The sequence below is a fragment of the Vicinamibacterales bacterium genome, assembly GCA_036496585.1.
Taxonomy (GTDB): Bacteria; Acidobacteriota; Vicinamibacteria; order Vicinamibacterales; family 2-12-FULL-66-21; genus JAICSD01.
Genome location: DASXLB010000056.1, coordinates 34,585 through 58,524 on the forward strand (window position 1 = coordinate 34,585; position 23,940 = coordinate 58,524).

At 68.6% G+C, this 23,940-nt stretch carries 19 protein-coding genes; 14 read left to right on the forward strand and 5 right to left on the reverse strand.

Translation table 11 applies throughout. The features are described 5' to 3' along the window. Nucleotides 1-389 precede the first annotated feature (389 nt). The 8 genes from VGI12_17000 to VGI12_17035 all read left to right on the forward strand — a co-directional run bounded on the left by VGI12_17000 (nt 390) and on the right by VGI12_17035 (nt 7,436). A complete protein-coding gene (locus VGI12_17000) occupies nt 390-1,508 on the forward strand; it encodes a zincin-like metallopeptidase domain-containing protein (GenBank protein HEY2434375.1) in 1,119 nt (372 codons plus the stop codon). A gap of 264 nt (nt 1,509-1,772) precedes the next feature. Next, on the forward strand, nt 1,773-2,108 hold the full coding sequence (locus VGI12_17005; protein ID HEY2434376.1) for a PadR family transcriptional regulator: 336 nt from the start codon (nt 1,773-1,775) through the stop codon (nt 2,106-2,108). Nucleotides 2,109-2,127: 19 nt separating this feature from the next. Next, nucleotides 2,128-2,703 carry a hypothetical protein gene (locus tag VGI12_17010; protein HEY2434377.1) on the forward strand — a complete coding sequence of 192 codons (576 nt, stop codon included), beginning with the start codon at nt 2,128-2,130 and terminating at the stop codon, nt 2,701-2,703. Nucleotides 2,704-3,049: 346 nt separating this feature from the next. After that, complete coding sequence (locus VGI12_17015) at nt 3,050-4,063, forward strand: ABC transporter permease (GenBank protein HEY2434378.1); 1,014 nt, start codon at nt 3,050-3,052, stop codon at nt 4,061-4,063. 10 nt (nt 4,064-4,073) lie between these two features. Further along, nucleotides 4,074-5,177 carry a YncE family protein gene (locus VGI12_17020; GenBank protein HEY2434379.1) on the forward strand — a complete coding sequence of 368 codons (1,104 nt, stop codon included), beginning with the start codon at nt 4,074-4,076 and terminating at the stop codon, nt 5,175-5,177. Continuing rightward, nucleotides 5,174-6,448, forward strand: a complete 1,275-nt coding sequence (locus VGI12_17025) for a DUF2264 domain-containing protein (GenBank protein ID HEY2434380.1) — start codon at nt 5,174-5,176, stop codon at nt 6,446-6,448. The genes VGI12_17020 and VGI12_17025 overlap by 4 nt, the downstream gene beginning before the upstream one ends. Before the next feature lie 49 nt (nt 6,449-6,497). Beyond that, nucleotides 6,498-6,791 carry a hypothetical protein gene (locus VGI12_17030; GenBank protein ID HEY2434381.1) on the forward strand — a complete coding sequence of 98 codons (294 nt, stop codon included), beginning with the start codon at nt 6,498-6,500 and terminating at the stop codon, nt 6,789-6,791. Nucleotides 6,792-6,884: 93 nt separating this feature from the next. Then, on the forward strand, nt 6,885-7,436 hold the full coding sequence (locus tag VGI12_17035; protein HEY2434382.1) for a TlpA disulfide reductase family protein: 552 nt from the start codon (nt 6,885-6,887) through the stop codon (nt 7,434-7,436). A 14-nt stretch (nt 7,437-7,450) separates the two neighbouring features. On the opposite strand, the gene VGI12_17040 is transcribed toward VGI12_17035, so the two are convergent. Then, nucleotides 7,451-9,859 (reverse strand): ABC transporter permease, encoded by a 2,409-nt coding sequence (locus VGI12_17040; GenBank protein ID HEY2434383.1) that lies wholly within the window; start codon nt 9,857-9,859, stop codon nt 7,451-7,453. Nucleotides 9,860-10,140: 281 nt separating this feature from the next. On the opposite strand from VGI12_17040, the gene sppA reads away from it, so the two are divergent. After that, the gene (gene sppA, locus VGI12_17045; protein ID HEY2434384.1) at nt 10,141-11,880 is read left to right on the forward strand and encodes a signal peptide peptidase SppA; all 1,740 of its coding nucleotides are present in this window, start codon (nt 10,141-10,143) and stop codon (nt 11,878-11,880) included. 18 nt (nt 11,881-11,898) lie between these two features. Here the strand turns inward: sppA and VGI12_17050 are convergent, their stop codons facing one another. The 3 genes from VGI12_17050 to iolB form a co-directional block, all read right to left on the reverse strand. Continuing rightward, nucleotides 11,899-12,930, reverse strand: coding sequence for a sugar kinase (locus VGI12_17050; GenBank protein HEY2434385.1), 1,032 nt, complete (start codon nt 12,928-12,930; stop codon nt 11,899-11,901). Between the two features lie 82 nt (nt 12,931-13,012). Continuing rightward, on the reverse strand, nt 13,013-13,660 hold the full coding sequence (locus VGI12_17055) for a bifunctional 4-hydroxy-2-oxoglutarate aldolase/2-dehydro-3-deoxy-phosphogluconate aldolase (protein ID HEY2434386.1): 648 nt from the start codon (nt 13,658-13,660) through the stop codon (nt 13,013-13,015). Then, complete coding sequence (iolB, locus tag VGI12_17060; protein ID HEY2434387.1) at nt 13,639-14,424, reverse strand: 5-deoxy-glucuronate isomerase; 786 nt, start codon at nt 14,422-14,424, stop codon at nt 13,639-13,641. The genes VGI12_17055 and iolB overlap by 22 nt, the downstream gene beginning before the upstream one ends. Before the next feature lie 30 nt (nt 14,425-14,454). Here iolB and VGI12_17065 point away from each other — a divergent pair, with 30 nt between their 5' ends. Continuing rightward, nucleotides 14,455-15,843, forward strand: coding sequence for a glycoside hydrolase family 28 protein (locus tag VGI12_17065; protein ID HEY2434388.1), 1,389 nt, complete (start codon nt 14,455-14,457; stop codon nt 15,841-15,843). 73 nt (nt 15,844-15,916) lie between these two features. Here the strand turns inward: VGI12_17065 and VGI12_17070 are convergent, their stop codons facing one another. After that, nucleotides 15,917-17,473: an FGGY-family carbohydrate kinase gene (locus VGI12_17070; protein ID HEY2434389.1), complete on the reverse strand. Its 1,557-nt coding sequence runs from the start codon at nt 17,471-17,473 to the stop codon at nt 15,917-15,919. Between the two features lie 36 nt (nt 17,474-17,509). On the opposite strand from VGI12_17070, the gene VGI12_17075 reads away from it, so the two are divergent. The 4 genes from VGI12_17075 (at nt 17,510) to VGI12_17090 (ending at nt 23,622) form a co-directional block, all read left to right on the forward strand. Continuing rightward, nucleotides 17,510-18,874 carry a Gfo/Idh/MocA family oxidoreductase gene (locus tag VGI12_17075; protein ID HEY2434390.1) on the forward strand — a complete coding sequence of 455 codons (1,365 nt, stop codon included), beginning with the start codon at nt 17,510-17,512 and terminating at the stop codon, nt 18,872-18,874. An 85-nt stretch (nt 18,875-18,959) separates the two neighbouring features. Continuing rightward, the gene (locus tag VGI12_17080; protein HEY2434391.1) at nt 18,960-19,778 is read left to right on the forward strand and encodes a c-type cytochrome; all 819 of its coding nucleotides are present in this window, start codon (nt 18,960-18,962) and stop codon (nt 19,776-19,778) included. Between the two features lie 2 nt (nt 19,779-19,780). Next, a complete protein-coding gene (locus VGI12_17085) occupies nt 19,781-21,427 on the forward strand; it encodes an acido-empty-quinoprotein group A (protein HEY2434392.1) in 1,647 nt (548 codons plus the stop codon). Beyond that, complete coding sequence (locus VGI12_17090) at nt 21,424-23,622, forward strand: glycoside hydrolase family 2 TIM barrel-domain containing protein (GenBank protein ID HEY2434393.1); 2,199 nt, start codon at nt 21,424-21,426, stop codon at nt 23,620-23,622. Before VGI12_17085 ends, VGI12_17090 begins: the two co-directional genes overlap by 4 nt. The last annotated feature ends 318 nt before the right edge of the window (nt 23,623-23,940 follow it).

The following is a 23,940-nucleotide window of genomic DNA, read 5'->3' on the forward strand; positions in this document are numbered from 1 at the left end:
AGAGCGTGTCCGCCCTTCGTGTAGCTGCGTCGGCCGGCTTCTGTCCGTTCGCTCTCCGGCACACCCTCGCCTGTTGAGTGCGCCGCGCGCCGAGCCTGACGCCATTCTGGAGCCGCGGCCCCTTCTTCACGGCGACGATGACCGTCGTCTTTGCCTTCTCCCTCTGACTTGTCGTCGAGCGCAGGTTTTCGCGCGCGTGGCCACTGGGCGTGTTTAGGCCGTCGGTCCCGCACAGGCCGCGCCAGCAAAGCTGTCACGGGTGACCCTGTGCACTCGGTCCCTCCGGCACGCCCACCGGCCCCCGCGCCGTCCTCCTTTTTCGGCCGGGTTGAGTTTGCTCTCCCTTTCTGGCGAGAGAGCAAACGTCAACTTCGAAAAAGGAGGCCAGCATGAAACCCTGCACCGTCACCGACAACGCTCAGGACGATCAATCGCCCAAGCAAGACGTCTACGCTCGCATTACGGCGAAGATCGTGGCGGCCCTCGAAGACGGCGTGCGGCCGTGGGTCAGGCCCTGGAACGCCGAACACGCCGCCGGGCGCATCACACGACCGTTGCGTCACAACGGCCAGCCTTACACCGGCATCAACACTCTGTCGCTGTGGGCGTCGGCCAGCGTCCAGGGCTTCGCCGCACCGATCTGGATGACCTACCGCCAAGCAGTCGAACTTCGCGCTCACGTCCGCAAGGGCGAGAAAGGCTCGCCCGTCGTCTATGCGAACAGCATCACGCGCCACGAGACCGACACCGACAGCGGCGTCGACGTCGCGCGCGACATCCACTTCCTCAAGGGTTACACCGTATTCAACGTCGAACAGATCGACGGACTGCCCGCGCAGTACACGGCGCCGGCGTCACCGCGCCTCGACGTGTCCGCCCGCATCGCCCGTGCGGAATGCTTTTTCGGCGCGACCGGGGCCACGCTCGCCCACGGCGGCAGCCGTGCCTTTTATCGGCCCTCGACCGACAGTATCGTGCTGCCGTTCTTCGAGACCTTCCGCGATGCCGAGAGCTACTACGCCACCCTCGCGCACGAGACGACGCACTGGACCGCACATGAATCGCGCCTGGCGCGCGACTTCGGCAGCAAGCGTTTCGGGTCCGAAGGCTACGCGATCGAAGAACTCGTGGCCGAACTTGGCGCCGCGTTCCTCTGTGCCGATCTTGATCTGACCCTTGAGCCGCGCGAGGACCACGCCGCCTACATCGCCAACTGGCTGGACGTCCTCAAGGCAGACAGCCGCGCGATCTTCACGGCAGCCAGCCACGCGCAGCGCGCGGCGGACTTCATCAACGGCCTCCGCCGGCTAACGACCGTGGCATTCGGCATTCGGGGCGGCAACGCCCCCTCGCCCGGAGCGACATCGGCTTGGCGGCCTACACTCAGGTTCTTCTACACATCGCGACTTGTCGGGACCTGTCTCCGAGGTTCTGCCAGTACTGGCGATCGGTCGTCGCGGACTCGGCCGATCACTTTCCACGGCAGCCTCCTACCTCAGGATGAATAGCTCTTGCGCCGGCTGTGTCGCATCGAGGCCCCGTACGAGCACTCGACCGACTGGCACGATCGTCATCCACGCCTGGCGTGATGGACCTCGGCCGTCCTGGGGGCGTGAATAGCTCGCCCCTTGGCCACCAGAAAGAGAAATCGATTCGCCGCCCTTGTCACGGCCGTCCTTGTCGCCATCAAATAGGCTGCTTGACTTGGACGCACTGGGACCGCCGCTTATCCCGTTGACCGCGACGTCGATTTTATCTATGATGCAGTTCTAATGGCCGCTGCGCCGACGATTGGGGAGTTCGAGCAGGTGGTGCTTCTGGCGGTGCTGCGGTTGGAAGACGATGCGTACGGCGTGACGATTCGCACGGTCATCGCGTCGAGAACCGATCGTCGCCCGAGCCCGGGCGCGCTCTACACGACGCTCGATCGGCTCGAGGAGAAGGGGCTCGTCACGTCCAGGCTGGGCGACCCGACGCCTCAGCGCGGCGGGCGGGCCAAACGTTTCTTCCGTGTCACCGCCAAAGGTGTGGAAGCGATTTCGCGGGCACAGCGCTCCTATCAGCGGCTTCTGCAGGGCCTGACGCTCCCTGGAGTCTCACATGCGTAACGCTCGGATTGCCGAATGGTTGCTGTCGCTGGTCATGACGCCGGAACGCGCGATGGCCGCGGTTGGTGACTTGATCGAGGCCACGCCCGCACGCCACGTGCTGTCGTTCTGGGCGTCGGTGATTTCAACGCTGCTCTCATTCGTGTGGCGGGATCTCGCCGCCGACCCGTGGCAGCTCGGACGCCTCGCGGTGCGCGCGCTCGTGCTGGGCCTTGTGATGATGTTCCCGAGCGTTTTCCTGTTCAGCATTGTCGCCGGGACCCTCATGGTATTGTCCGGAGGCCACACGTGGAGCGCGCTCGGCGGGTCTGCTGCGTCGTCGGTCGCGCGGTGTCTCGGTATCCTGTTAGTGGCGGCTCTTCAATTCGAGATCGGGCGCTGGCTGGCGCGGCGGGCGCCAGGACGCGAGATCGCCGCGTGTCTCGCCTTCACGGTGCTGTTGTCGGCCGTCGGGTTCGCCGCGAATCTCGTGTGGCCCACGGGTGCGCGGGAACAGGTTCTGGAGCTGACCGTTTATCAGATCCCCTACGCCCTGCCACTGCTGGTCGGCGCGGCGTTGATTCGCCGTGCGCGCCTGACGCCGGCATCGACGTAGGCACTCTGGCCGGGAGCGAAGATTGAAGCACGACACCGGCCGGGCGAGATTTGTGACAGGGCCGTGTCGCCGAACACTTTCGGTCTTCGACCATCTTGCAATGGCCGTCGTATCCCTCGTTCTTGGCGGCGGGTCGCGAGTAACGCCGCAAGGTTTACCGGTTGCCTCCGGCTTCCAGAACGGGCCAACGTTCCTTGAAGAGACGCGGCAATCCTGTTCGAAACGCGTCGCCACGGGCACCTGGAATTCCGGTTGTGCAAGTGTCGCCCTCTGAGACCACGGCGGCGTTGCCGTGTCCGGCGGAATCCCGAGATAAGACGTCGAGTACACCCGCGGCGCGGATCCCGTGCGCGCCAAAGCGATCGAGGCGCGGCTCGTGGCGGCGCTGCGCGAGCAGGCCGGCCTGTCGGTCATGCTCGCCGATCGACTTCCGCTCGCGGGCACGTGGACGCCACCGTTGACCGCATCCGGCCGGTCCGGCACGATCGCCGTTCGCACGCTGGCCAACCGCGTCGGCCCCGAGTACTTCGAGACGCTCGGTGTTGCGCTGGTCCGCGGCCGGACCTTTCGACCCGACGAAGCGGGCGCCAACGTGGCTGTTATCAGCGAGCGGGCGGCGCGGCTGTTCTGGCCCGGTGAGGATCCGCTCGGGCGGACCTTCACCCTCGACATGACCTTCCGCGGCAACCTGCAGAGGTTCTCGGTAGTCGGCATCGCGCGCGACGTGCGCACGGCGAGCCCGTCGCGCGTCGACCCGTCGTTCGTGTATCTGCCGCTTCCGCTCTCCGGCGCCGATCGCGTGATCGTGCGCGCCGCGCTGCCGCCCGCTCGGGCGCTGGCCGCGATCCGGCGCACGGTGCAGTCGATCGACCCGCGGCTGATGACCGATCTGCAGATCGCCAGCCTCGACGAGGGACCGCTGCGGCTGTGGCACGCCCTGATCGACACGCTGGCCCGATTTGCCGGCACGCTCGCGATGATCGCGCTGGCCCTTGCCCTCGGCGGCATCTACGGCGTCGTCGCCCATCTCGCGTCGCTGCGGCGATACGAGATCGGTGTGCGGCTGGCGCTGGGCGCGCGCCGGACCGACATCCTGCGCCTGGTCGTCGTCGACGCCCTCGCGCCCGTCTCGGGCGGCGCGCTTGTCGGCCTCGGCGGCGGGCTCGCGCTATCGGCGTTGCTGCGCGCGTCGCTCAGCTTCCCGGGGACCCCCGACGTGCTGTTCGGCGTCAGCGCCTTCGATCTCGTCACGTTCGCCGGCGTCACCGCGCTGGTCGCACTGGCCGTGGCGATCGCCAGTGCCGGTCCGCTGTGGCGCGCGACGCGCGTCGATCCGCTCATCGCGCTAAGATCGTGCTAGGGTTAGCGCCGTGCGGCGCATCCTCACCACGCTCCTCGTCGTTCCCACGCTCCTCCTGACGGCGGCGGCGCGACGCCCGCCAGCGGCCGAGCATCATCTGCTCTACGTCGCCGAGCCGGGCATCCGAAATTATGTCGAGTACGGCGGCGTCGGCGTCCTCGTCTACGACATCGACGCCGGCTACAAGTTCCTCCGCCGCATTCCGTCGCAGGCGGTGCCTGCCGGCCAGGAGCCCGAGAACGTCAAGGGCATCGCGGCCAGCGCCGCGACCGGCCGTCTCTACGTGACGACCATCAAGCGGCTGATGGCGTTCGACCTGACGTCGGACCGGAAGTTGTGGGATCGCGAGATGCCAGGCGGCGCGGACCGCCTGGCCATTTCGCCGGACGGCAGGACGCTGTATGTGCCGACGCTCGAGGGGCCGCAGTGGACCGTTGTCGACGCGATGACGAGTGAAATCAAAGGCAACGTGACGACGAATTCCGGATCGCACAACACGATCTGGGGGCCGGACGGCACGCGCGTCTACCTCGCCGGCCTGAAGTCGCCCAGCCTCGCGGTCGCCGATCCGTCGACCAACACCGTCGTGCAGGAAGTCGGTCCGTTCGCCAGCGTGATCCGTCCGTTCACCATCAACGGCTCGCAGACGAAGGTGTACGTGAACGTCAACGGTCTGCTGGGCTTCGAGGTCGGCGATCTGAAGACCGGCAAGGTGCTGCAGCACGTCGAGGTTCCGGGATTCCAGAAAGGCGAGGTGAAGCGCCACGGCTGCCCGAGCCACGGCATTGCGCTGTCGCCGGACGAGAAGGAGCTTTGGCTCGCCGACGGCCACAACAGCGCGATTCACGTGTTCGATATGACGGCGGCGGCGCCGAAACTGATCGCGACGATCAAGGTGCGCGATCAGCCAGGCTGGATCACCTGGAGTCTCGACGGCAGGCACGTGTGGCCGTCGACCGGCGAAATCGTCGACGCGAAGACGAAGAAGATCGTCGGGACGCTGACCGACGAACAACACCGCGTCGTACAGAGCGAAAAAGTCGTCGAAGTCGTCTTCGACGGGACGCGCATCGTTCGCGCCGGCGATCAGTTCGGGCTCGGGCAGAAGCGGTGAAGGTCAACCGACGCCAGGCGCTGCAGGCGGCGGGCGCGGCGCTGGTCGCCCCCCGACTCGCCTTCGCTCGTCCGCACGCCCCCGACGCCTCGTTCGTGACCCAGGCGCCGATTCCCGCTGAACGCCGTCCCGAGATGCGGCCGCTCCTCGACGCCGCCGTGCCGCGAGTTGCGATCTGGGGGAAGTACGCGGCAAAGCTGACCGAGCCCGTGCTGCAAAACCTCGCCGCCGGAACGCTGCGCGCCCGCATGCCCGTCGAGCAGGCGCCGAACACCGACCGCCGCAGCGTCACGCATCTCGAGGCATTCGGCCGGTTGCTCGCCGGTATCGGCCCGTGGCTCGAGAGCGGCGGCGCGCCCGCGTATCCGCAGCTGGCGCTGCAGGCGCTCGATCGCGCCGTCGATCCGAAATCGCCCGACTTCCTGAACTTCACGCGCGAGCGGCAGCCGCTGGTCGACGCGGCCTTCCTTGTCCAGGGACTGCTGCGGGCCCCGACGTCGCTGCTCGCGAAGATCGAAGGGACGACCAGGACAAATCTGATCGCCGCGCTCGAGTCGACGCGAATCATCTCGCCGGCCTTCAGCAACTGGCTGCTCTTCACCGCGATGGTCGAGGCCGGCCTGAACGCGCTCGGCGCACCGTTCGACGCGACGCGGGTCGAGTACGCGGTCCGCGAGCACGAGCAGTGGTACAAGGGAGACGGCGCCTACGGCGACGGTCCGTCGTTCCACTGGGACTACTACAACAGCTTCGTGATCCAGCCGATGCTGGTGGACGTGGCGGCGGCGCTCTCGGCGCGCGTGCCGGCGGTGAAAGACATGGCGGCGCGGATCGACGAGCGCGCGAAGCGCTACGCCGCGGTCCAGGAGCGGATGATCGGGCCCGACGGCACGTTCCCGCCGATCGGCCGTTCGCTGGCGTATCGCTGCGGCGCCTTTCACGCGCTGGCCCAGGCGGCGCTGCGCGGCGCGCTGCCCGACGGCGTCGCGCCCGCCCAGGTGCGCGGCGCGCTGACCGCCGTGATCAGGCGCACACTCGATGCGCCGGACACCTTCGACGCCGACGGCTGGCTCCGCATCGGCTTCTGCGGCCGCCAGCCGGGCGTCGGCGAAACGTACATCTCGACCGGATCCCTCTACCTGTGCAGCGTCGCGCTGCTGCCCCTCGGCCTCCACTGGAGCGACCCGTTCTGGTCGGGCCCGGACGTTCCGTTCACCCAGCAGCGCGCCTGGACCGGCGAGTCGTTCCCGATCGACCACGCGCTCGCGTAACGCGGGACATGGGCTGCGGGGGAGAGAGATCTACCGGACGCGGGAACGAGTGCCGCAGCGCGGCGGCAAACCCGGCTTTTATGTCGTGGTCTCTTGCGATTTCATCGCGTCGCACCAGGACGTCGAGACGGTGGTGTGCGCGCCGATTTACCGCGAAACGCTGGGACTGCGCACCGAGGTGGGTGTCGGGCCTGCCGACGGCCTCCCCGCCGACAGCGCAATCCGCTGCGATTTCCTGACGCTGTTGTTCAAACGGACGCTGACGGGGTCCGTCGCGACGCTGGCGGGCCCAAAGCAGGCGGCGCTGCGACGCGGCCTGGCGTACGCGCTGCAACTGGATTGAGGTCACATGAAGAATTGCGCACCGCGTTGCGCGACTCCCCTCACGGTTGACCCTGCGACGTACTCCCGTGTTCGTGGCCGCTAAGGAGGAGGAATGAAACTGACGCAGTTGGTGACGCTGTTCCTGGTCGTGCTCTCGTTCGTGGCACCGACCGGGGTGGTTCAACAGAAGACCGTTCAGGCAGAGCTGCAGGCCGTCGCCGATCGCCAGGACGCGCCGGCCTTCAGCCTTAGCGATGCCTCCGGCCACAGGTGGCGTCTTGCCGACCATCGCGGCAAGCCGGTGGTCGTCAATCTCTGGGCGACGGATTGCGGCGGATGCAAGGCAGAACTTCCGTCGTTCGTCACGTTGAACCAGCGCTACAAAACCAAAGTCAACATCGTCGGCGTATCGCTCGACATCATGTATGAGGATCTGAAGACGGCCGCGGAAGGCTGGTCACGCGTCAAGCCCTTCGCCGCCGCGCACGGCCTGGTCTACCAGATCCTTCTCGATGACGGCAGTGCGGAGAAGGCGTTCAAGGTGACCGCTCTTCCCGCCACGTACCTGATCGATCGATCCGGCCGCATCGCCGCCAGTTACATCGGCATCGTCGACGCCGACAATCTGGAAGCGAACCTGAAAACGATGCTGGCCGAACGCTAGAAGCGTCGCGCAGACTATTCCGTCCGGAACGCCACGAGCGGGTCGATGCGCGACGCGCGCAGCGAGGGGGCCAGGCAGGCCAGCGCGGCGACGAGGCCGAACGCCGCCGCGACCGCCAGATAGATCGGCGCGCTCAAGGGCCCGACACCGAACAGCAGCTGCCGGATCAGCCGGCTCGCGGCGGCAGCGCCGCCGAGCCCGAGCGCCAGGCCGACCGCCACCAGCGCCAGCCCGCTGCGCATGACCATGCCGACGACCTGTCCCGGCGTCGCGCCCAGCGCCATGCGGATGCCGATTTCCGGCGTCCGCTGCGACACGAGGTGGGCGAGCATCGAATAGAGCCCGAGCAGCGAGAGGACCAGCGCCAGCGCCGCGAACAGGCCCGTGAGCGTGGCCACGAGGCGCTGGGCGCCGAGGCTCTGCGCCAACGCGCTCTCCAGCGTTGCGAAGAACGAGACCGCCTGCGTGCGATCGACCGCCGCCACGGCGTTCCTGATCGCCGCCTGCAGCATCGCCGGGTCGCTGCCCGTCTTGCCCATGACGTTCATACCGGGCTTGGCGAGCTGGCGCAGCGGAAAATACACTTCGGCGGGGGCCGGCGCGTTGACGCCGACGCTCTTGACGTCGCCGGTGACGCCGACGATCTCGACGTGCCGGTCGTTGATCCCGAACAGCAGCACCTGACCGATCGCCGACCCTCCGGGGAACACCTGTTTCGCGAACGCCTGGTTCACCGTGCAGATGAGCGTCGAGGTCAGCCGATCGTCCGCCGAGAACGTCCGTCCCTGCGCGACCGGGATCCGCAGGAGCCGGAAGTAATTCTCGCTGACCACGTCGAACGTGACGAGCGGGCGCTCGGCAATCGGCGGCTGCGGCCGCCCAAGGACGCCGAACGGCGTGCGAATGCCGCCGTTGAGCGGTGTCGCAAGCGACGCGGCGGCGCTGCCGACGCCCGGCTGGGCGGCGAGCTGTTCGATGACCCGCTCGTAGAAGTCCGATTGCTGCTGCGGCGTCGGGTAGCGCGCGGGCGGCAGTCCGACGAACGCGGACGCCGCGCCGCCGGCCTCGATGCCGGTTTCCGTAGCGGTCAGTTTGACGAAGCTCTCGACGAGCAGTCCCGCCCCGACGAGGAGCACGACCGAGAGTGTGACCTCGGCGACGATGAGCACCTGGCGGAGGCGTCCGCCGTGGCCCGACGACGATCCGCGGCTGCTGTCCTTCAACTGACCGACCAGATCGGGCTGGGAGGCCTGAAGCGCCGGAACGAGTCCGGTGAGGATTGCTGCGGCCAGGCTGACGGCGGCTGCGACGACCAGCGCGCGCCAGTTCAGGCTCAGGGTGGCGTTGGGGGGCAGTTGTGACGCGAGGACCGGCCGCAGCGCCCGAAGCGTCCAGACGGCGACGGTCGCGCCGAGCGCCCCGGCCGCCGCCGAGAAGAGCAGGCTCTCGGCGAGGAATTGCCGTACGATCGCGCCGCGGCTCGCGCCGAGCGACATGCGCACGGCGATCTCCTTGCGGCGCTTGAGCAGCCGACCGAGGAAGAGCGATGCCACGTTGGTGCAGGCAATCAGCAGGACGCAGCCGACCGCGCCGAGCAGTGTGTACATCGTCGGGGCGACGCCGCCGACCAGCGAGCCGACGAACGTCCGCGGGTCCATCAGCGCCCGCGCGTCGATGTTGCCCGCATTGCGCGCCTTGTAGCCGCCGTCGGCGGCCGACATTTCGGCGCGCGCCTGCGCCAGCGTCGCGCCGGTCCTGAGGCGGGCGATCGCCGACGCGACGGTCGCGCCGATCTTGATCTGCGCCGGCGTCAGGCCGCCGACCTCGAAGACGCGCGGCGCGAAGACCTGGACCTGTCCGAACGGTGCCGTCAACCGGGGCGGCATCACGCCGACGACCTCCCATGCGGTGCCGTTCAGCTCGATGGTCTCGCCGACGATCGAGTCGCGCCCGCCGAGGACCGCCAGCCACAGCTCGTGGCTGATGATGCAGACCGCCGGGCCGTTGACGACGTCTTCCGCCGCGCTGAAATTGCGGCCGCGCGCCGGCATGATGCCGAGCGTCGGAAAGAAGGACGGGCTCACGCGCAGGCCATTGAGCTGCGTGGCGTCGCCCTTGCCGGTCAGTGTGAAGCTGTCCGGCGCGGAGGCGGCCATCGACGAGAACGCGTGGATCCGATCCTTCAGATCGTCGTAGCGGGGGACCGAGATAGCCGGCGCCTGGATCGCGCGGTCGCTGCTGGTGATCCAGATCTGGACGAGTGAAGACGGATCCGGGAGCGTCACCGGATGCGCGACCAGTTGGTCGTAGACCGAGAAGATTGCCGTCGTCGACGCGATGGCGACGGCCATGGTCAGAACGGCCACCGCCGAAAACGCCGGGGTGGCACGAAGGGCTCGGACCGCCGGTGTGACGATCGTCATGAGGGCCCAAGCCTCGCACAGGGGCGGCGGCCCGAGCGCCGTATGCCGCCAACGGAGTCGTGCGTGCCGCGAATGGCGGCGTCGCGGGGACGAAACCGGTCAAACCGTCGTCGGTCGGATCGGTCGCGCCGAGCTTGCCTTCTTCCACCAGCGACAAAATGACGGCGCTGGTCAGCGCCTTCGACTGCGACACGATGCGGAAGATGCTGTCGATCGCCATCTTCCGGTTGGCTTCCTTGTCGGCCCAGCCGAAGGTCCGAAGACCGGCCTACAATAAGAGGATGGCCATACGCCGCGGTGTCTGGATAGTCATCGTCCTCATCGTCCTCGCGATTTCCGTGTCTGCTGCCGGCCTGTTGCTGATCGCGTCGGCGTTCGGGCGCGAGCCGGCCGTCGCGCGCAACTCGACGCTGGTGCTCCGGATCGGCGGCGACCTGAACGAGGTTGAGCCGGGCGGGGTGTTCGGGCCCTTTCTCGAATCGGCTCCGACCGTGCGTGGCGTGGTCGACATGCTGCGCCGCGCCAAGACCGACAGCCGTATCGCCAGCGTGATCCTCAAACCGTCTGGCGCCGGCGCGCTGTGGGGCAAGGTGCAGGAGGTCCGCGACGCGATCACCGATTTCCGGCGCTCGGGCAAGCCGGTCGTTGCATATCTCGAGTATGGCGGCGAGCAGGAGTTCTACCTGGCGACGGCGTGCGACAAGGTGTTCCTGATGCCGAGCGCCACGCTCGATCTCACCGGCGTCGCCAGCTACGAGCTGTTCATGCGCGGCATGCTCGACAAGATCGGCGCCTACCCCGACGGCATGCACATCGGCGAGTTCAAGACGGCGCTCAACGAGTTCACCGAGCATTCTTATACGCCGGCACACCGGGAGATGGCCGAATCGCTGAATACGGATCTCTACGAGCAGTTGGTGCGCGGTATCGCCGACGGCCGGCACAAGAGCGAGGCCGACGTGAAGTCGCTCATCGATCACGGGCCGTTTCTCTCGGAGGACGCGCTCAAGGCGGGACTGATCGACGACGTGGCCTATGAGGACGAGCTCGACGGCAAGGTCAAGCTCGGCGCGCCGAGAGTGAATTACGTCGACATGAACGACTACCGGCAGGCGAGCGGCGCATCCGCCTACCGCGGCCAGCGAGTCGCCGTCATCTACGTGACCGGCCTGATCGCGTCCGGGAAAAGCAGCTACGACACCACCGGCAGCCAGGTGACGGGATCCGACACGATCGACGAATACCTGCGGAAGGCGCGGGCCGACGACAGCATCAAGGCCATCGTCCTGCGGGTCGACAGCCCCGGCGGGTCCGCGATCGCCTCGGACGTCATCTGGCGCGAGGTGTTCCTGACCCGGCGGCAGAAGCCGGTGATCGCGTCGATGTCGGACGTGGCGGCGTCCGGCGGCTACTACGTCGCGATGCCGGCCAACGTCATCGTCTCGGAGCCCTCGACGCTGACCGGCTCGATCGGCGTCGTCCTGACGAAGTTCGTGATCGACGGCACGCTCAAGAAGCTCGGGCTCAACATGGAAGGTGTGGCGAAGGGGCGCTACGCCGATCTCTACTCGCCGGTCCGGCCGTTCACGGCGGAAGAACGGCAGCGCGTCTTCGAGAATATGCAGGCGACCTACAACACGTTCGTCGAGAAGGCGGCGCAGGGGCGCAACACGACGCCCGAGAAGATCGACGCCGTCGGACAGGGCCGGGTGTGGACCGGGCTCCAGGCGAAGCAGATCGGCCTGGTCGACGAGCTGGGCGGGCTCGATCGCGCGATCTCGATCGCCAAGCAGCGCGCCAAGATTCCCCAGGACCAGGACGTGGAACTGGTGATCTATCCGCCCAGGAAGTCGTTCTACGACGTGTTTACCAACCCGTTCGGCGCCTCCGACCGCGCCGGCACGCTGGCGGCGATGCTCGGCTTCACCAACCCGCGCGTGATCCAGTCGCTCGCGGCGCCGCTGCAGGTGTTCCGTCGCGGAGAGCCGCTGGCGCTGATGCCGAACGTGTTCGTCAGATAGCCGGCAGGGCCGCTGCGACTACCGCTGCACGCGGCCCGACGCGTCGCCGTTGGCGAGGGCTTCGACTTCCGCCAGCGTGACGCGATTGAAATCGCCGGGGATCGTCTGCTGGAGGGCGCTCGCCGCAACTGCGAAGCGCAGCGCGTCTTCGTTCGAACGGCCGGTTACCAGGCCGTAGATCAGGCCGGCCGCGAAGCTGTCGCCGCCGCCGATACGGTCGACGAGGCGGACGGCATAGTGCTGCGAGCGGTGCAGCGTGCCGGCCGCGCCGTCCCACAGCACGGCGCTCCAGCCGTTGTCGCTCGCCGACAGGCTCTCGCGCAGCGTAATCGCGACGAGCGGCGGCCCGAGCGTGCGGGTCACCTGCTCGGCGGCGTCGCGGTAGGCATCGACGTTCAGCGTGCCGCTCGTGACGTCGGTGCCGCTGACTGTCACGCCGAGCACCGACTGCAGGTCTTCCTCGTTGGCGATGACGACGTCGACGGCGCTCATCAGCGGGCGCATCACCGTCTGCGCCTGCGCCTCGGTCCAGAGCTTCTTGCGATAGTTCAGGTCGACGCTGATTTTCGCCCCGGCCCGCTTCGCCGCGGCAATCGAGGCTTGCGTCGCCGCGACGGTCTTCGCGCCGAGCGCCGGGGTGATGCCAGTGACGTGGAACCACGCTGCGCCCGCCATCACCGCCTCCCACTGCACGGCGTCGGGCGGGATCTCGCTGATCGCTGAGTGGGCGCGGTCGTAGAGAACTGTCGAGGCCCGCTGGCTGGCGCCGCTTTCGGTGAAGTAGATGCCGAGGCGGCTGCCGCCGCGCGCGATGTGCGCGGTGCCGACCCCTTCGGCGCGCAGCGCGCGCACGGCCGCGTCGCCGAGCGCGTTTACCGGCAGCCGCGTCACGTAGTCGCTCGGCAGGCCGAACTGCGCCAGGCTCACCGCGACGTTGGCCTCGCCGCCGCCGAAGGTCGCGGTCAGCGCGGCCGACTGCAGGAGCCGCTCGAACCCGGGCGACCCCAGGCGGAGCATGATCTCGCCGAAGGTGACGACGCGTGGTGGCATATTCCTCTCGGGTTCGTGGCGGACCTGAGGGTCCAGCCCGCGTTTTTGCGCCGGACCCGAAGGCCCAGCCTGCCGGTATGGCCTACGTTCTCGCGGACGCGACGCTGGCGACGATGCGGCGCGCGTTGGCGGCGATGACGTCGAGACGGCCCTCGTCGATCGCTTTCGTGTCGAGGAGCGCCGAGCCGACGCCGACCGCGACCGCGCCGGCGCGGATCCAGTCGCCGGCGTTGTCGAGCGTGACGCCGCCGGTCGGCATCAGCTTCAACTGCGGCATCGGCGCACGCAGATCCTTGATGTATTGCGGTCCGAGCGCCGTCGCCGGAAACACCTTGACGATGTCGGCGCCCAGGTCGTGCGCGTCGAGGATCTCGGTCGGCGAGAAGCACCCAGGCGCGGCGACGATTCCGTGCTCCAGGCAGGTGGTCACGACGTCACGCCGGAACACCGGCGAGACGATGAAGCGTGCGCCGGCGTCGATCACCGCGCGGGCGGTGGGCACGTCGATGACCGTTCCGGCGCCGAGTACGACGCCGGCCGGCAGCGAGGCCGCGAGTTGGCGGATCAGATCGACGGCTCCCGGCACCGTCATCGTCACCTCGATCGCCTTGACGCCGCCGTCGGCCAGCGCGTCGAAGACGGCCCGCAGCTTCGCCGGATCCTTCATCCGGATCACCGCGACGATGCCGAGGCGCTCGATGTCGCCGGCTATGCGAGCTCGTGAATCCACGTGTGCGCCGGATCCTCGTGCAGCGCGATCCGGCGTTCCGGCCCGGCGAGCGCCCACAGGTAATAGAGCCGGTAGCCCGGGGGGGACGACACCGGGTGGTAGCCGTAGGGGAGCAGCACCGCGTCGCCGTCCTTCACCGTGTGTGTATGGGTTTCACCGTCCGCGGCGTAGAGCAGCTGCTGGCCGAACCCGTGCGTGGGGAGGACGCGATAGTAATAAATCTCCTCCAGCACCGGCTCGCCGTCCTTGCCATCGTGCTTGTGCGGCGGATAGCTGCTCCAGTTGCCGGGCGGGTTGTAGGTCTCGCCGACCATCAGCTTCCGGGCGTGCGCGTCGGTGACGAAGAGATTGTGCACCTCGCGGGAGTAGTGGCCGCGGCCGCGCGCGTTCACTTCGACGTCGGCCGGCGCGACCGCCGCCGCCTTGCCGCCGGCGGGAACGGGTGCCGAGAACAGGATCGCCTCGAGCGGCGTCTCGGCGTGGACGGTCAGGTGCGCACCCGGCGGCAGGTAGACGCCGCTGCCGCGTTCGTCGAAGACGTTGTTGCGCGACAGGGTCCAGGAGCCGTCAGGAGTCGTGAAGGTGCCGCGCCCTTCCTGGAGCACGACGATCGTCTCCTCGCCGGCGATATGGAACTTCTGCGTGGCGCCCGCGGCGAGCCGCAGCCGGAGGCTGCTGATCTCGCGCGCCCCGCCTTCGCCGCGCTTCTGCAGCTGCTGCAGCCCTTCGATGCGCCGGACGCGGTAGAGCGTGTCCTTCAGCATGATCGTAGCGCGACAGCTTATCATGCGGCCATGACCGGCATCTCGCGACGGCGATTCGTGACTGCGGCGGCGGCGGCACTCGCGGCAGCACGCGCGCCCGCCTGGCTCGACGCCTGGCAGGACGACCTGTGGAGTACGGCCGCCGAGATCCTGCGGCGGATCACCGATCCCGCGTTCCCGGCGCGCGACGTCGACATCACCGCGCACGGCGCCACCGAAGACGGCGCCACGGATTGCACGGCGGCGATCCGCGCCGCGATCGAGGCCTGCCGCGCCGCCGGCGGCGGACGCGTGGTCGTGCCGCCAGGGCGCTTCCTGACCGGCGCGATCCGGCTGCGATCGCACGTCAATCTGCACCTGCGCGAAGGGGCGACGCTGGCCTTTCGCCCCGACGCCGACGCCTACCTGCCGCTCGTGCTGACGCGTTTCGAGGGCACCGAGCTCATGAACTACTCGCCGCTGATCTACGCACTCGACGAGACGAACGTCGGCATCAGCGGCGCCGGCACGCTCGACGGGCAGGCGAACGCCCAGAACTGGTGGAGCTGGCGAACCGACCAGGCGGAGGCGCGCAACCGGCTGCTGCAGATGGCGACCGACGGCGTGGCGCCCGAGCAGCGGCGGTTCGGCCCGGGCGCGTCGAGGCTGCGCGTCAATTTCGTCCAGCCCTACCGCTGCCAGAACGTCCTGATCGAAGGCGTGCGCATCGTCAATTCGCCGATGTGGGAAGTGAACCCGGTGCTGTGCACGAACGTGACGATCCGCGGGCTCCACATCAGCAGCCACGGGCCGAACAACGACGGCTGCGACCCCGAGTCGTGCCGCGACGTGCTGATCGAGCGCTGCACGTTCGACACCGGCGACGACTGCATCGCGCTCAAGTCGGGGAAGAACGACGACGGCCGGCGCCTGCACACGCCGATCGAGAACGTCATCATCCGCGACTGCGACATGAAGGACGGCCACGGCGGCGTGACGATCGGCAGCGAGATCTCCGGCGGCGCGCGCAACATCTTTGCCGAGAAATGCCGCATGGACAGCCCGCGCCTCGACCGGGTCCTGCGCTTCAAGAACAACGCCGCGCGCGGCGGGGTGATCGAGCGCGTCGCGATGCGCGACATCACCGTCGGCGAAGTGGCCGAGGCGATCGTCGCCGCCGATTTTTTCTACGAGGAAGGGCGCAATGGCAAGTACACGCCGATCCTGCGCGACGTCGATGTGAGGAGCGTCACCAGCCGCAAGAGCAAATACGCCTTCATGCTGCGCGGCTTCGCCGAAGCGCCGATCACCAACATCCGCGTCAGCGACTGCCGCTTCGACGGTGTCGCGTCTCCAGACGTGCTCGAAGGAGTGAAGGACCTCGTCCTGAAGAACGTCCGCGTGAACGGCCAGCGGCGCGACGAGACGCTGTCGCGCTGAGGAAAGTTGCGGCCGGGCCCCGGCGATCGACGCCGGGGAACGCGTGTGACCTGGTGGATCGGGCGGATATGCGTCAGCCCGAGGTGAACCGCTCGTACTCGGGCAGCCGTTCTTTATAGATTGCGGCGGCCGCGGCATCCGGGGTCACGCGCAGGTTCGGATCGGTGAAGCCGTCGATGACGTCGTGCCACGGGCGCGGCGTCCGGCTGGCCAGGCAGTCGGCGTGGAAGGCGCGGAGCGCCGCGCCGAGCGACGCGGCGTTGCGCGGCGCGATGCGGACCAGTTCGGCGTCGAAGACGTCGGCGATGACCTGCAGGATCGCCGCGTTCTCCGCCGCACCGCCGGTGACGCGGATCGTCGAGACCGTCGGCGCGATCCAGCGGGAGTGGATCCGCATCGCCATCGCCTGCCCTTCGACGACGGCGCGCACGGCGCGCGGCGCGTCGGTGGGCGCAACGTCCTTCCAGCGAGGCTGCGCATCGGGCACCGGCGGCGTGATTTCCGGGACGAACCACGGAGCCAGCATGCCGCCGCCGTTACCGGGCGCCGTATCCGCGAGCAGCCTCGAGAAGCCGCTCCAGTCGAGGCGGTGCAGGTCGCGCACGCGCTCGCGCGCCAGCGATCCGTTCGCGAAACAGGTCAGCGCCATGTAGCCGCCGGCCGGCGATCCGAACACGTGGCCCGTGCCCTGCGGATCGTGAACGGGCTTGACGACCGGACCGAAGACGGTATCGCTCGTGCCGAGCGAGATCCCGAGCTGGCCGGCCTCGATCAGGCCGAGCCCGATGAGCGAACACGGGTTGTCGCCAGACCAGGCGATCACTTTCGCCGGCCCGAAGCCGTATTTCGTCTGCCAGTATGGCGCCAGCGTGCCGACGACCGCCCACGAGTCCTTGATCTCCGGCATCCGCCGCGCGAGATCAGGCGCCGCCGCGTCGAGCGCGCGCGGCGCCCAGGTCCGCGCCGCCAGATCCATCAGGTTCATGCCGGCGCCGTCGCCCGGATCGATCGGCGCGTGACGGCCGGCGAGCAGCGACGCCATGAACGAGCTGACGAGATGGATGCGATCGGTGCGCGCGTAACCCGCCGGCTCCTGCTCCGCGAATTTGTGGATCTGTGCGCCGGTGAAACGCTCGTAGGCGCGGGAGCCGGTGAGCGCCGCGACGGCGGCGCCGCCGCCCAGCGCGCGGGTCAGCACCGCGCAATCGGCGCCCGTGCTGCAGTCGAGCCAGACGGGAGAGACGCGGCGGGACAACACCGGCGTGATCTGATCGACGAGCGGCCGGTCCGGATCGAGCGACGCGAGGGCCTGGGTCGCGTCGGCGGTCAGGTAGACGCTGCCGTGCTGCTGGCCGGAACCGGAAATCGCCGCGATGCGCGTCAGGTCGACGCCGCTCCCGGCCAGGATGCCGGCCATGCGGTCGAGCGCCGCCACCCAGAGAGCCGGCGGCGTCGTGACCGTCACGCCGTCGTGACCGCGCACGACGCCGTTCGTCGTGTCGAATTCGGGGAACGTCTCGTCGAAATTGATCGCGTGCTCGAAGACGATCTCGCGGCGGCCGCGGCCGGTCTCGATGACGGTAGCGGTCAGGCTCTGCGTGCTGCTGTCGAAGCCGAGGTAGAGAGGCATTGAATCAAGACCGGCGCTAAGTCTAGGCTACCCCTCATGAAAGGTCCATCCCGCCGCACGTTCCTCAAGACCGCCATGGCCGGAGGCGTCGCGGCCGCCGCGGCGCCGCAGGTCCTGCTGACGGCCGGGTCTCAGGCACAGGCGCCGGCGGTCGCCCCCTCCGATCGCATCCACATCGCGCTCATCGGGGCCGGCGGGCAGGGCTCGTCGGATACGCGGACGGCGGTGCGCGTGCCCGGGGTCGAGCTGGTCGCCGTCGCCGACTGCTACGACGGGCGGCTGGCGCGGGCGAAGGAAGTGTGGGGCGGCAGCATCGCCACGACCCGCGACTACCGCGAGATCCTGGCGCGCCGCGACGTCGACGCGGTCATCATCGGCACGCCCGACCACTGGCATGCCGCGATCGCGATCGACGCCATGCAGGCCGGCAAGGACGTCTACGTCGAAAAACCCATGGTCCAGCGCATCGACGACGGCGCCGGCGTGATCGCGGCGGCGGCGGCGACCACCCGCATCCTGCAGGTCGGCAGCCAGCGGGTCAGCTCGATCATCTACGCCAAGGCACGCGCGCTCTATCGTTCGGGTGTCATCGGCGAGCTGAACATGGTCGAGGCGTGGATCAATCGCAACTCGGCGCTCGGCGCCTGGCAGTACACGATTCCACCGGACGCGTCGCCGCAGACCGTGGACTGGGATCGCTTCCTCGGCCGCGCGCCGAAGCGTCCGTTCGACGCGACGCGCGTCTTCCGCTGGCGGAATTATCGCGACTACGGCACCGGTATCCCGGGCGATCTGTTCGTGCACCTCTTTACCGGCATTCACTTCGTGCTCGACGCCATCGGCCCGACACGTGTGCTGGCCACCGGCGGGCTGCGGTTCTGGAACGACGGGCGCGACGTCCCCGACGTGATGCTCGGCCTCTACGACTACCCGAAGACGGCCGCGCATCCGGCGTTTACGCTGACACTCCGCGTCAACTTCGCCGACGGCTCCGGCGGCAGCGAGGGCTTCCACTTCATCGGCAGCGAGGGTGTGCTCACGATCGGCGGGGCAGGGGTGACCGTGTCGCGCAAGCCGCGCGCCAGCGAACCGGGCTACTCGATCGATACCTTCCCGCAGGCGATGCAGCAGCGGATCGTCGACGAGTACCGCGCGAAGTATCCGCCGCAGTCGACGCTCGCCACGACCAGCGACGAGGTCTACACCGCGCCGTCAGGCTACAGCGATCAGTACGATCACTTCGTCACGTTCATCACCGCGATGCGCAGCCGCCAGCCGGTCACCGAAGACGCGACCTTCGGGTTTCGCGCCGCCGCGCCTGCGCTGCTCAGCAACGACAGCTATTTCGAAGCTGCGCCGATTGCCTGGAACCCGGAGACGATGCAGAGAGGCCGAGCCTGACAGTCAACATCTCCGCCGCCATCGACTGGCGGATGCTGCGGTTTTCGGCCGCGCCCGCGATCGAGCGCGCTAGAATACGGCGCCAGTGACGCGTTCGTTCATCATCTGGGCGTTGACGCTGGCGGCGCTGGCAGCGCAGCAGAACCCGGGCACGTTCCCCGCGATGCAGCGCAAGCCGGCCGACCCGGCGACCATCGCGCGCGGCCGGGCGCTCTTCGGCGTCAACTGCGTGGCGTGCCACGGGGCCGACGCACGCGGCGGGCAGCTCAACGGGCCGAATCTGCTCCGATCGCAGCTCGTCCTCGCCGATCGCGACGGCGAAAAGATTGCCCCCGTCGTCCGCGACGGCCGGCCCGAGCGCGGCATGCCGCCATTTCCGCTGGGCGCCGCCGACGTGAGCGCCGTCGTCGAGTTCCTGCATAGCCTGACCGCTGCCAGTCCCGGGCAGGGCGCGCCGCCGCCCTCGGAGACGCCACTGCCCGACATCGTCGTCGGCGACGCGGTCGCGGGCCGTCAGTATTTCGTTGCGACGTGCGCAGCCTGCCATGCCGCCGACGGCGATCTACGCGGCATCGCCACGAGGGCCCGCGACGCCAGGGCGCTGCAGAATCTGTGGGTATCGGGCGGCGCGACCGGCCGCCGGGGCGCCGACGACGCCGCACCGGCGATCATCGCGACGGTCACCGCCGAGCGAGCCGAGCCGGTCCGCGGACGTCTGATCTTCATCGACGACTTCGAAATCAAGTTGCGGCTCGACGACGGCAGCGTCCGGAGTTGGGGCCGCGCTGGGTCCTCGCCGCGGGTCCGCGTCGAGGACCCGCTCGAGGGCCACAAGGCGCTACTGTCGGCGCTGACCGATCGCGACATGCGGAATTTGACCGCCTATCTGGTGACGCTGAAGTGACGATGAAGTCCTGGCTCGCGGCCGCCGCGATCGCCTGTGCCTGTGTTGGCCTCGACGCGCAGGGACACGGCGTCGATCCGGCGCAGCTGCTCAAGCCGCTCGGCGCCGACTGGCCTACCCACAACGGCGACTACTCCGGACGCCGCTACAGCACGCTCGACGCCGTCAACCGGCGGACGGTTCGGCAGCTGTCGCTCGCCTGGGTCTCGCGCCTTCGCGAAGGCGCGCGCGGCAACGTCGGCGGAGAGGGCACGATCGAGTTTCCCGATCCAGGTCCCCCGACGATCAAGGCGTCGGCGCTGATGGTGGACGACACGGTGTATATCTCGACGCCGGACAACGCGTGGGCGCTCGACGCGCGTGACGGGCGCGAGCTCTGGCACTACTTCTGGAAGACGCGGGGCGGCACCCATATCGCCAGCCGCGGCCTCGGCATGTGGAACGGCTATCTCTACATGGAGACGCCCGACAACTACCTCGTGTCGCTCGACGCGAAGACCGGCAAGGAGCGCTGGCACAAGGTCATCGCCGATTTCAGTCTGCAGTACTTTTCGACCACGGCGCCCGTCGCGATCGGGAACCACATCATCGCCGGCACCGGCAACGACATGGACGCGCCCGGTTTCCTGCAGTCGTTCGATCCCGAGAGCGGCGAGCTGCAGTGGAAGCTCTACACCGTGCCGATGAATCCCGGCGATCCGGGGCTCGACACGTGGCCGAACCTCGACGCGGCGCGTCACGGCGGCGCGCAGCCGTGGATGCCGGGCGCCTACGATCCCGAGACGCACCTCTACATTTTCGGGACCGGCAATCCGACACCCGCCTACACAGCGGGTCGCGGCGAGGGAGACAATCTGTTCACCTGTTCGCTCGTCGCCGTCAACGTCGACACCGGAAAGATGGCCTGGTATTACCAGACGTCGCCGCACGACATGCACGACTGGGACTCGGCCCAGACCCCGGTCCTCTTCGACGCGGTGATCGGCGGCCGGACGCGCAAGCTCGTCTCGACGGCGGCGCGCAACGGCTACTTCTTCACGCTCGATCGCGTCACCGGTGAACCGGTCGCGACCGAGCGGTATGGAAAGTTCACGAACTGGGTCAAAGGGGAAGACGCAAAGGGGCAGCCGCGGCGCGATCCCGAGAAAGACGCCTCGGTCGGCGGCTCCCTGGTGTCGCCGCCGGCTGGCGGAACGATCAACTGGCAGCCGCCGGCCTACAATCCCGACACCGGCCTGTTCTACGTCACGGAGCACAACGCATTCTCGATCTTCTACCTGCTCGATCCGGATCCGCGCGGCTCGATGGGGCTCGGCGGCAAGGAGGAAGTGCACGTCGGGCAGCGCGGCAGCTTTCTCACCGCGATCGATCCAACGACCGGCCGCGTCGCCTGGCGGCACGAATATCCGAGCCTGAACGGCGGCGGAGGCGGCGGCGGACTGCTGACGACGCGGGGCGGCCTGGTGTTCAGCGGCGACGCGGCTGGCAGTTTCGTGGCTCACGACGCTACCGACGGCACACCGCTGTGGCATGCCCGCATCGGCGGGCTGACGAATCCGCCGCAGACCTGGCTGGTCGACCGCCAGCAGTACGTGGTCGTCGCGGCGGGAGACACGATCTACGCCTTCACGCTCAACCAGAACCCATGAAGCAGATCCTCGCAGTGTCGGTGGCGCTCCTCGCGCTGCAAACCCAGCCGGCGCCGCAGCCCGCGTCGCCGATCCCCGCGACGCACCTGAAGACGAAGTGGGCCGCCGACGTCAATCCCGAGCATCCACTGCCGGAATATCCGCGCCCGCAGATGGAACGGAAGCAGTGGGTCAATCTCAACGGGCCGTGGGGTTATGCCATCGCCGCCGCCGAGGCGCCGCGGCCGGCGTCGTTCGACAAGCAGATCATCGTGCCGTTTCCGATCGAGTCGCAGTTGAGCGGCGCGGGGGAATGGGTGGCGCCGAATCAGCGGCTCTGGTACCGGCGCACCTTCCCAACGCCGTCGCTCGTCAGCGGCCAGCGCGTGCTGCTCAACTTCGGCGCCGTCGATTGGGAGACCGATGTCTACGTGAACGGGACGAAGGTCGGATCGCACCAGGGCGGCTACGATCCGTTCGCGTTCGACATCACTGGCGCCCTGAAGGCGACTGCGGCCGAGCAGGAACTCGTCGTCGCGGTGCGCGATCCGACGGACGAAGGGCAGCAGCCGCGCGGCAAGCAGGTGCGCCGGCCGCACAGCATCTTCTACACCGAAGTGACCGGCATCTGGCAGACCGTGTGGCTGGAGACGGTGCCGGCGTGGCACGTGGCTGACCTTCGTATCGACCCGGATCTCGAAGGGGGCACCGTCAAGGTGACGGTCAATGCGGGGCGCGCCGCCAGCGGCGACCTGACCGTCAGCGTCCTCGACGGGACGCGCGTGGTTGCGACGGCCAATGCGCCGGTCTCGACGATTCGGATTCCGTCGCCGCACCGATGGTCGCCGGCCGACCCGTTCCTCTATGGGCTGCGCGTGCGGCTCTCGTCCGGCGACGAGGTCGAGAGCTACTTCGGCATGCGGAGCATCGCCGTCCGCGCCGACGCGACCGGCGCGAGGAAGCTGTTCCTCAATGGCGAACCGATCTTCCAGTTCGGGCCGCTCGATCAGGGCTGGTGGCCCGACGGCCTTTACACGGCGCCGACCGACGAGGCACTCGCCTTCGACATCCAGAAGACGCGCGACCTCGGATTCAACGTGATCCGCAAGCACGTGAAGGTCGAGCCGGCACGCTGGTACTACCACGCCGATCGCCTCGGCATGCTCGTGTGGCAGGACATGCCGAGCGGCGACAACAAGGGCGCCGACGCAGAAGCGGAATACATGCGCGAGCTGCGGGCCGAGATCGCCAACCTGCGGAACCACCCGTCGATCGTCATGTGGGTGCCGTTCAACGAGGGGTGGGGACAGCACGACACCGAGAAGGTCGTCGCGTGGATCAAGTCGGAGGACCCGTCGCGGCTGGTCGACAACGCCAGCGGCTGGGACGACAAGCAGGCCGGCGACGTGGCCGACCTGCATTCGTACCCGGGACCGGGAATGCCGCCGCTCGAGACGGTCCGCGCCTCGGTGCTCGGCGAGTTCGGCGGGCTTGGCCTGCCGCTCGACGGCCACACCTGGGTCGACAGGGGCAACTGGGGCTATCGCAGCTACACGACGCTCGACGAGATGAATGCGGCGTACCGCGAGTTGATCGCGCAGCTCCGCATCCACCAGGGGGACGGCCTCGCCGCCGCGATCTACACGCAGACGACCGACTGCGAGATCGAAGTGAACGGCGTGATGAGCTACGACCGGGCCGTGGTCAAGCTGTCGGCGGAGTCGATCGCGGCGAACCGGACGCTCTATTCGCCGCCGCCGCGCGTGACGCATCTCGTGCCCTCGTCCGACCGTGCGCCGCAGGCGTGGCGCTACACGATGTCGGCGCCGGCCGACACGTGGATGCAGGCGGCGTTCGACGCCTCCGCCTGGAGCGAGGGGCCCGGCGGCTTCGGCGCGAAGGACACGCGTTTCGCGCGCGTCGGCACCGAGTGGAAGAGCGCCGACATCTGGCTGCGCCGGACGATCGAGCTGACCTCCGCGCCGTCGACGCTCTACCTGCGCGTGTTCCACGACGACGACGCCGAGGTGTACGTCAACGGCGTCCTGGCGGCGAAGCTGGCGGGAGCCAACTCGTCGTACGCCTATGTGCCGCTCGGCGCCGGAGCCCGCGCGGCCCTGGGGGCTGGTCCGGCCGTCCTCGCCGTGCACGCGCACCAGGTGCGCGGCGGCCAGTTCGTCGACGTTGGCCTCGCCGACGTGCAGCCGCCGCGCTGAGAGGACCCGCCCCGACGCCCTCTCGATCGCGAAGCCGCCGATTGGCGCGCGGGCGGCGAGTGGTCAGACCGCTTTGCCGATTGTGCGGCGCCCATCGCCGCAATTCTCTTGACAGCGCACCCCCGAATGGGTTCTCCTGTCGCCGGCGAGCGCGGTAAGTGGTTTGGCCACTTGGCGCGGCGCCGCCGGCAACCCCCTCGAGGGCGGCGGTCGGAGGTCGGAATCTCAGGCGGCCAGGTCTTCACTTCCGAGAGCCAACCTGGCCGTCGGCACCCGATCTCCGACCCCCGTCTTCGGGACCTCCCGCTATACTGATTC

Coding starts and splice junctions, on each gene's coding strand:
- VGI12_17000 (HEY2434375.1), top strand. CDS start 390: ATGAAACCCTGCACCGTCACCGACAACGCTCAGGACGATCAATCGCCC.
- VGI12_17005 (HEY2434376.1), top strand. CDS start 1,773: ATGGCCGCTGCGCCGACGATTGGGGAGTTCGAGCAGGTGGTGCTTCTG.
- VGI12_17035 (HEY2434382.1), top strand. CDS start 6,885: ATGAAACTGACGCAGTTGGTGACGCTGTTCCTGGTCGTGCTCTCGTTC.
- VGI12_17040 (HEY2434383.1), bottom strand. CDS start 9,859: ATGACGATCGTCACACCGGCGGTCCGAGCCCTTCGTGCCACCCCGGCG.
- sppA (HEY2434384.1), top strand. CDS start 10,141: ATGGCCATACGCCGCGGTGTCTGGATAGTCATCGTCCTCATCGTCCTC.
- VGI12_17050 (HEY2434385.1), bottom strand. CDS start 12,930: ATGCCACCACGCGTCGTCACCTTCGGCGAGATCATGCTCCGCCTGGGG.
- iolB (HEY2434387.1), bottom strand. CDS start 14,424: ATGCTGAAGGACACGCTCTACCGCGTCCGGCGCATCGAAGGGCTGCAG.
- VGI12_17065 (HEY2434388.1), top strand. CDS start 14,455: ATGACCGGCATCTCGCGACGGCGATTCGTGACTGCGGCGGCGGCGGCA.
- VGI12_17070 (HEY2434389.1), bottom strand. CDS start 17,473: ATGCCTCTCTACCTCGGCTTCGACAGCAGCACGCAGAGCCTGACCGCT.
- VGI12_17075 (HEY2434390.1), top strand. CDS start 17,510: ATGAAAGGTCCATCCCGCCGCACGTTCCTCAAGACCGCCATGGCCGGA.
- VGI12_17085 (HEY2434392.1), top strand. CDS start 19,781: ATGAAGTCCTGGCTCGCGGCCGCCGCGATCGCCTGTGCCTGTGTTGGC.
- VGI12_17090 (HEY2434393.1), top strand. CDS start 21,424: ATGAAGCAGATCCTCGCAGTGTCGGTGGCGCTCCTCGCGCTGCAAACC.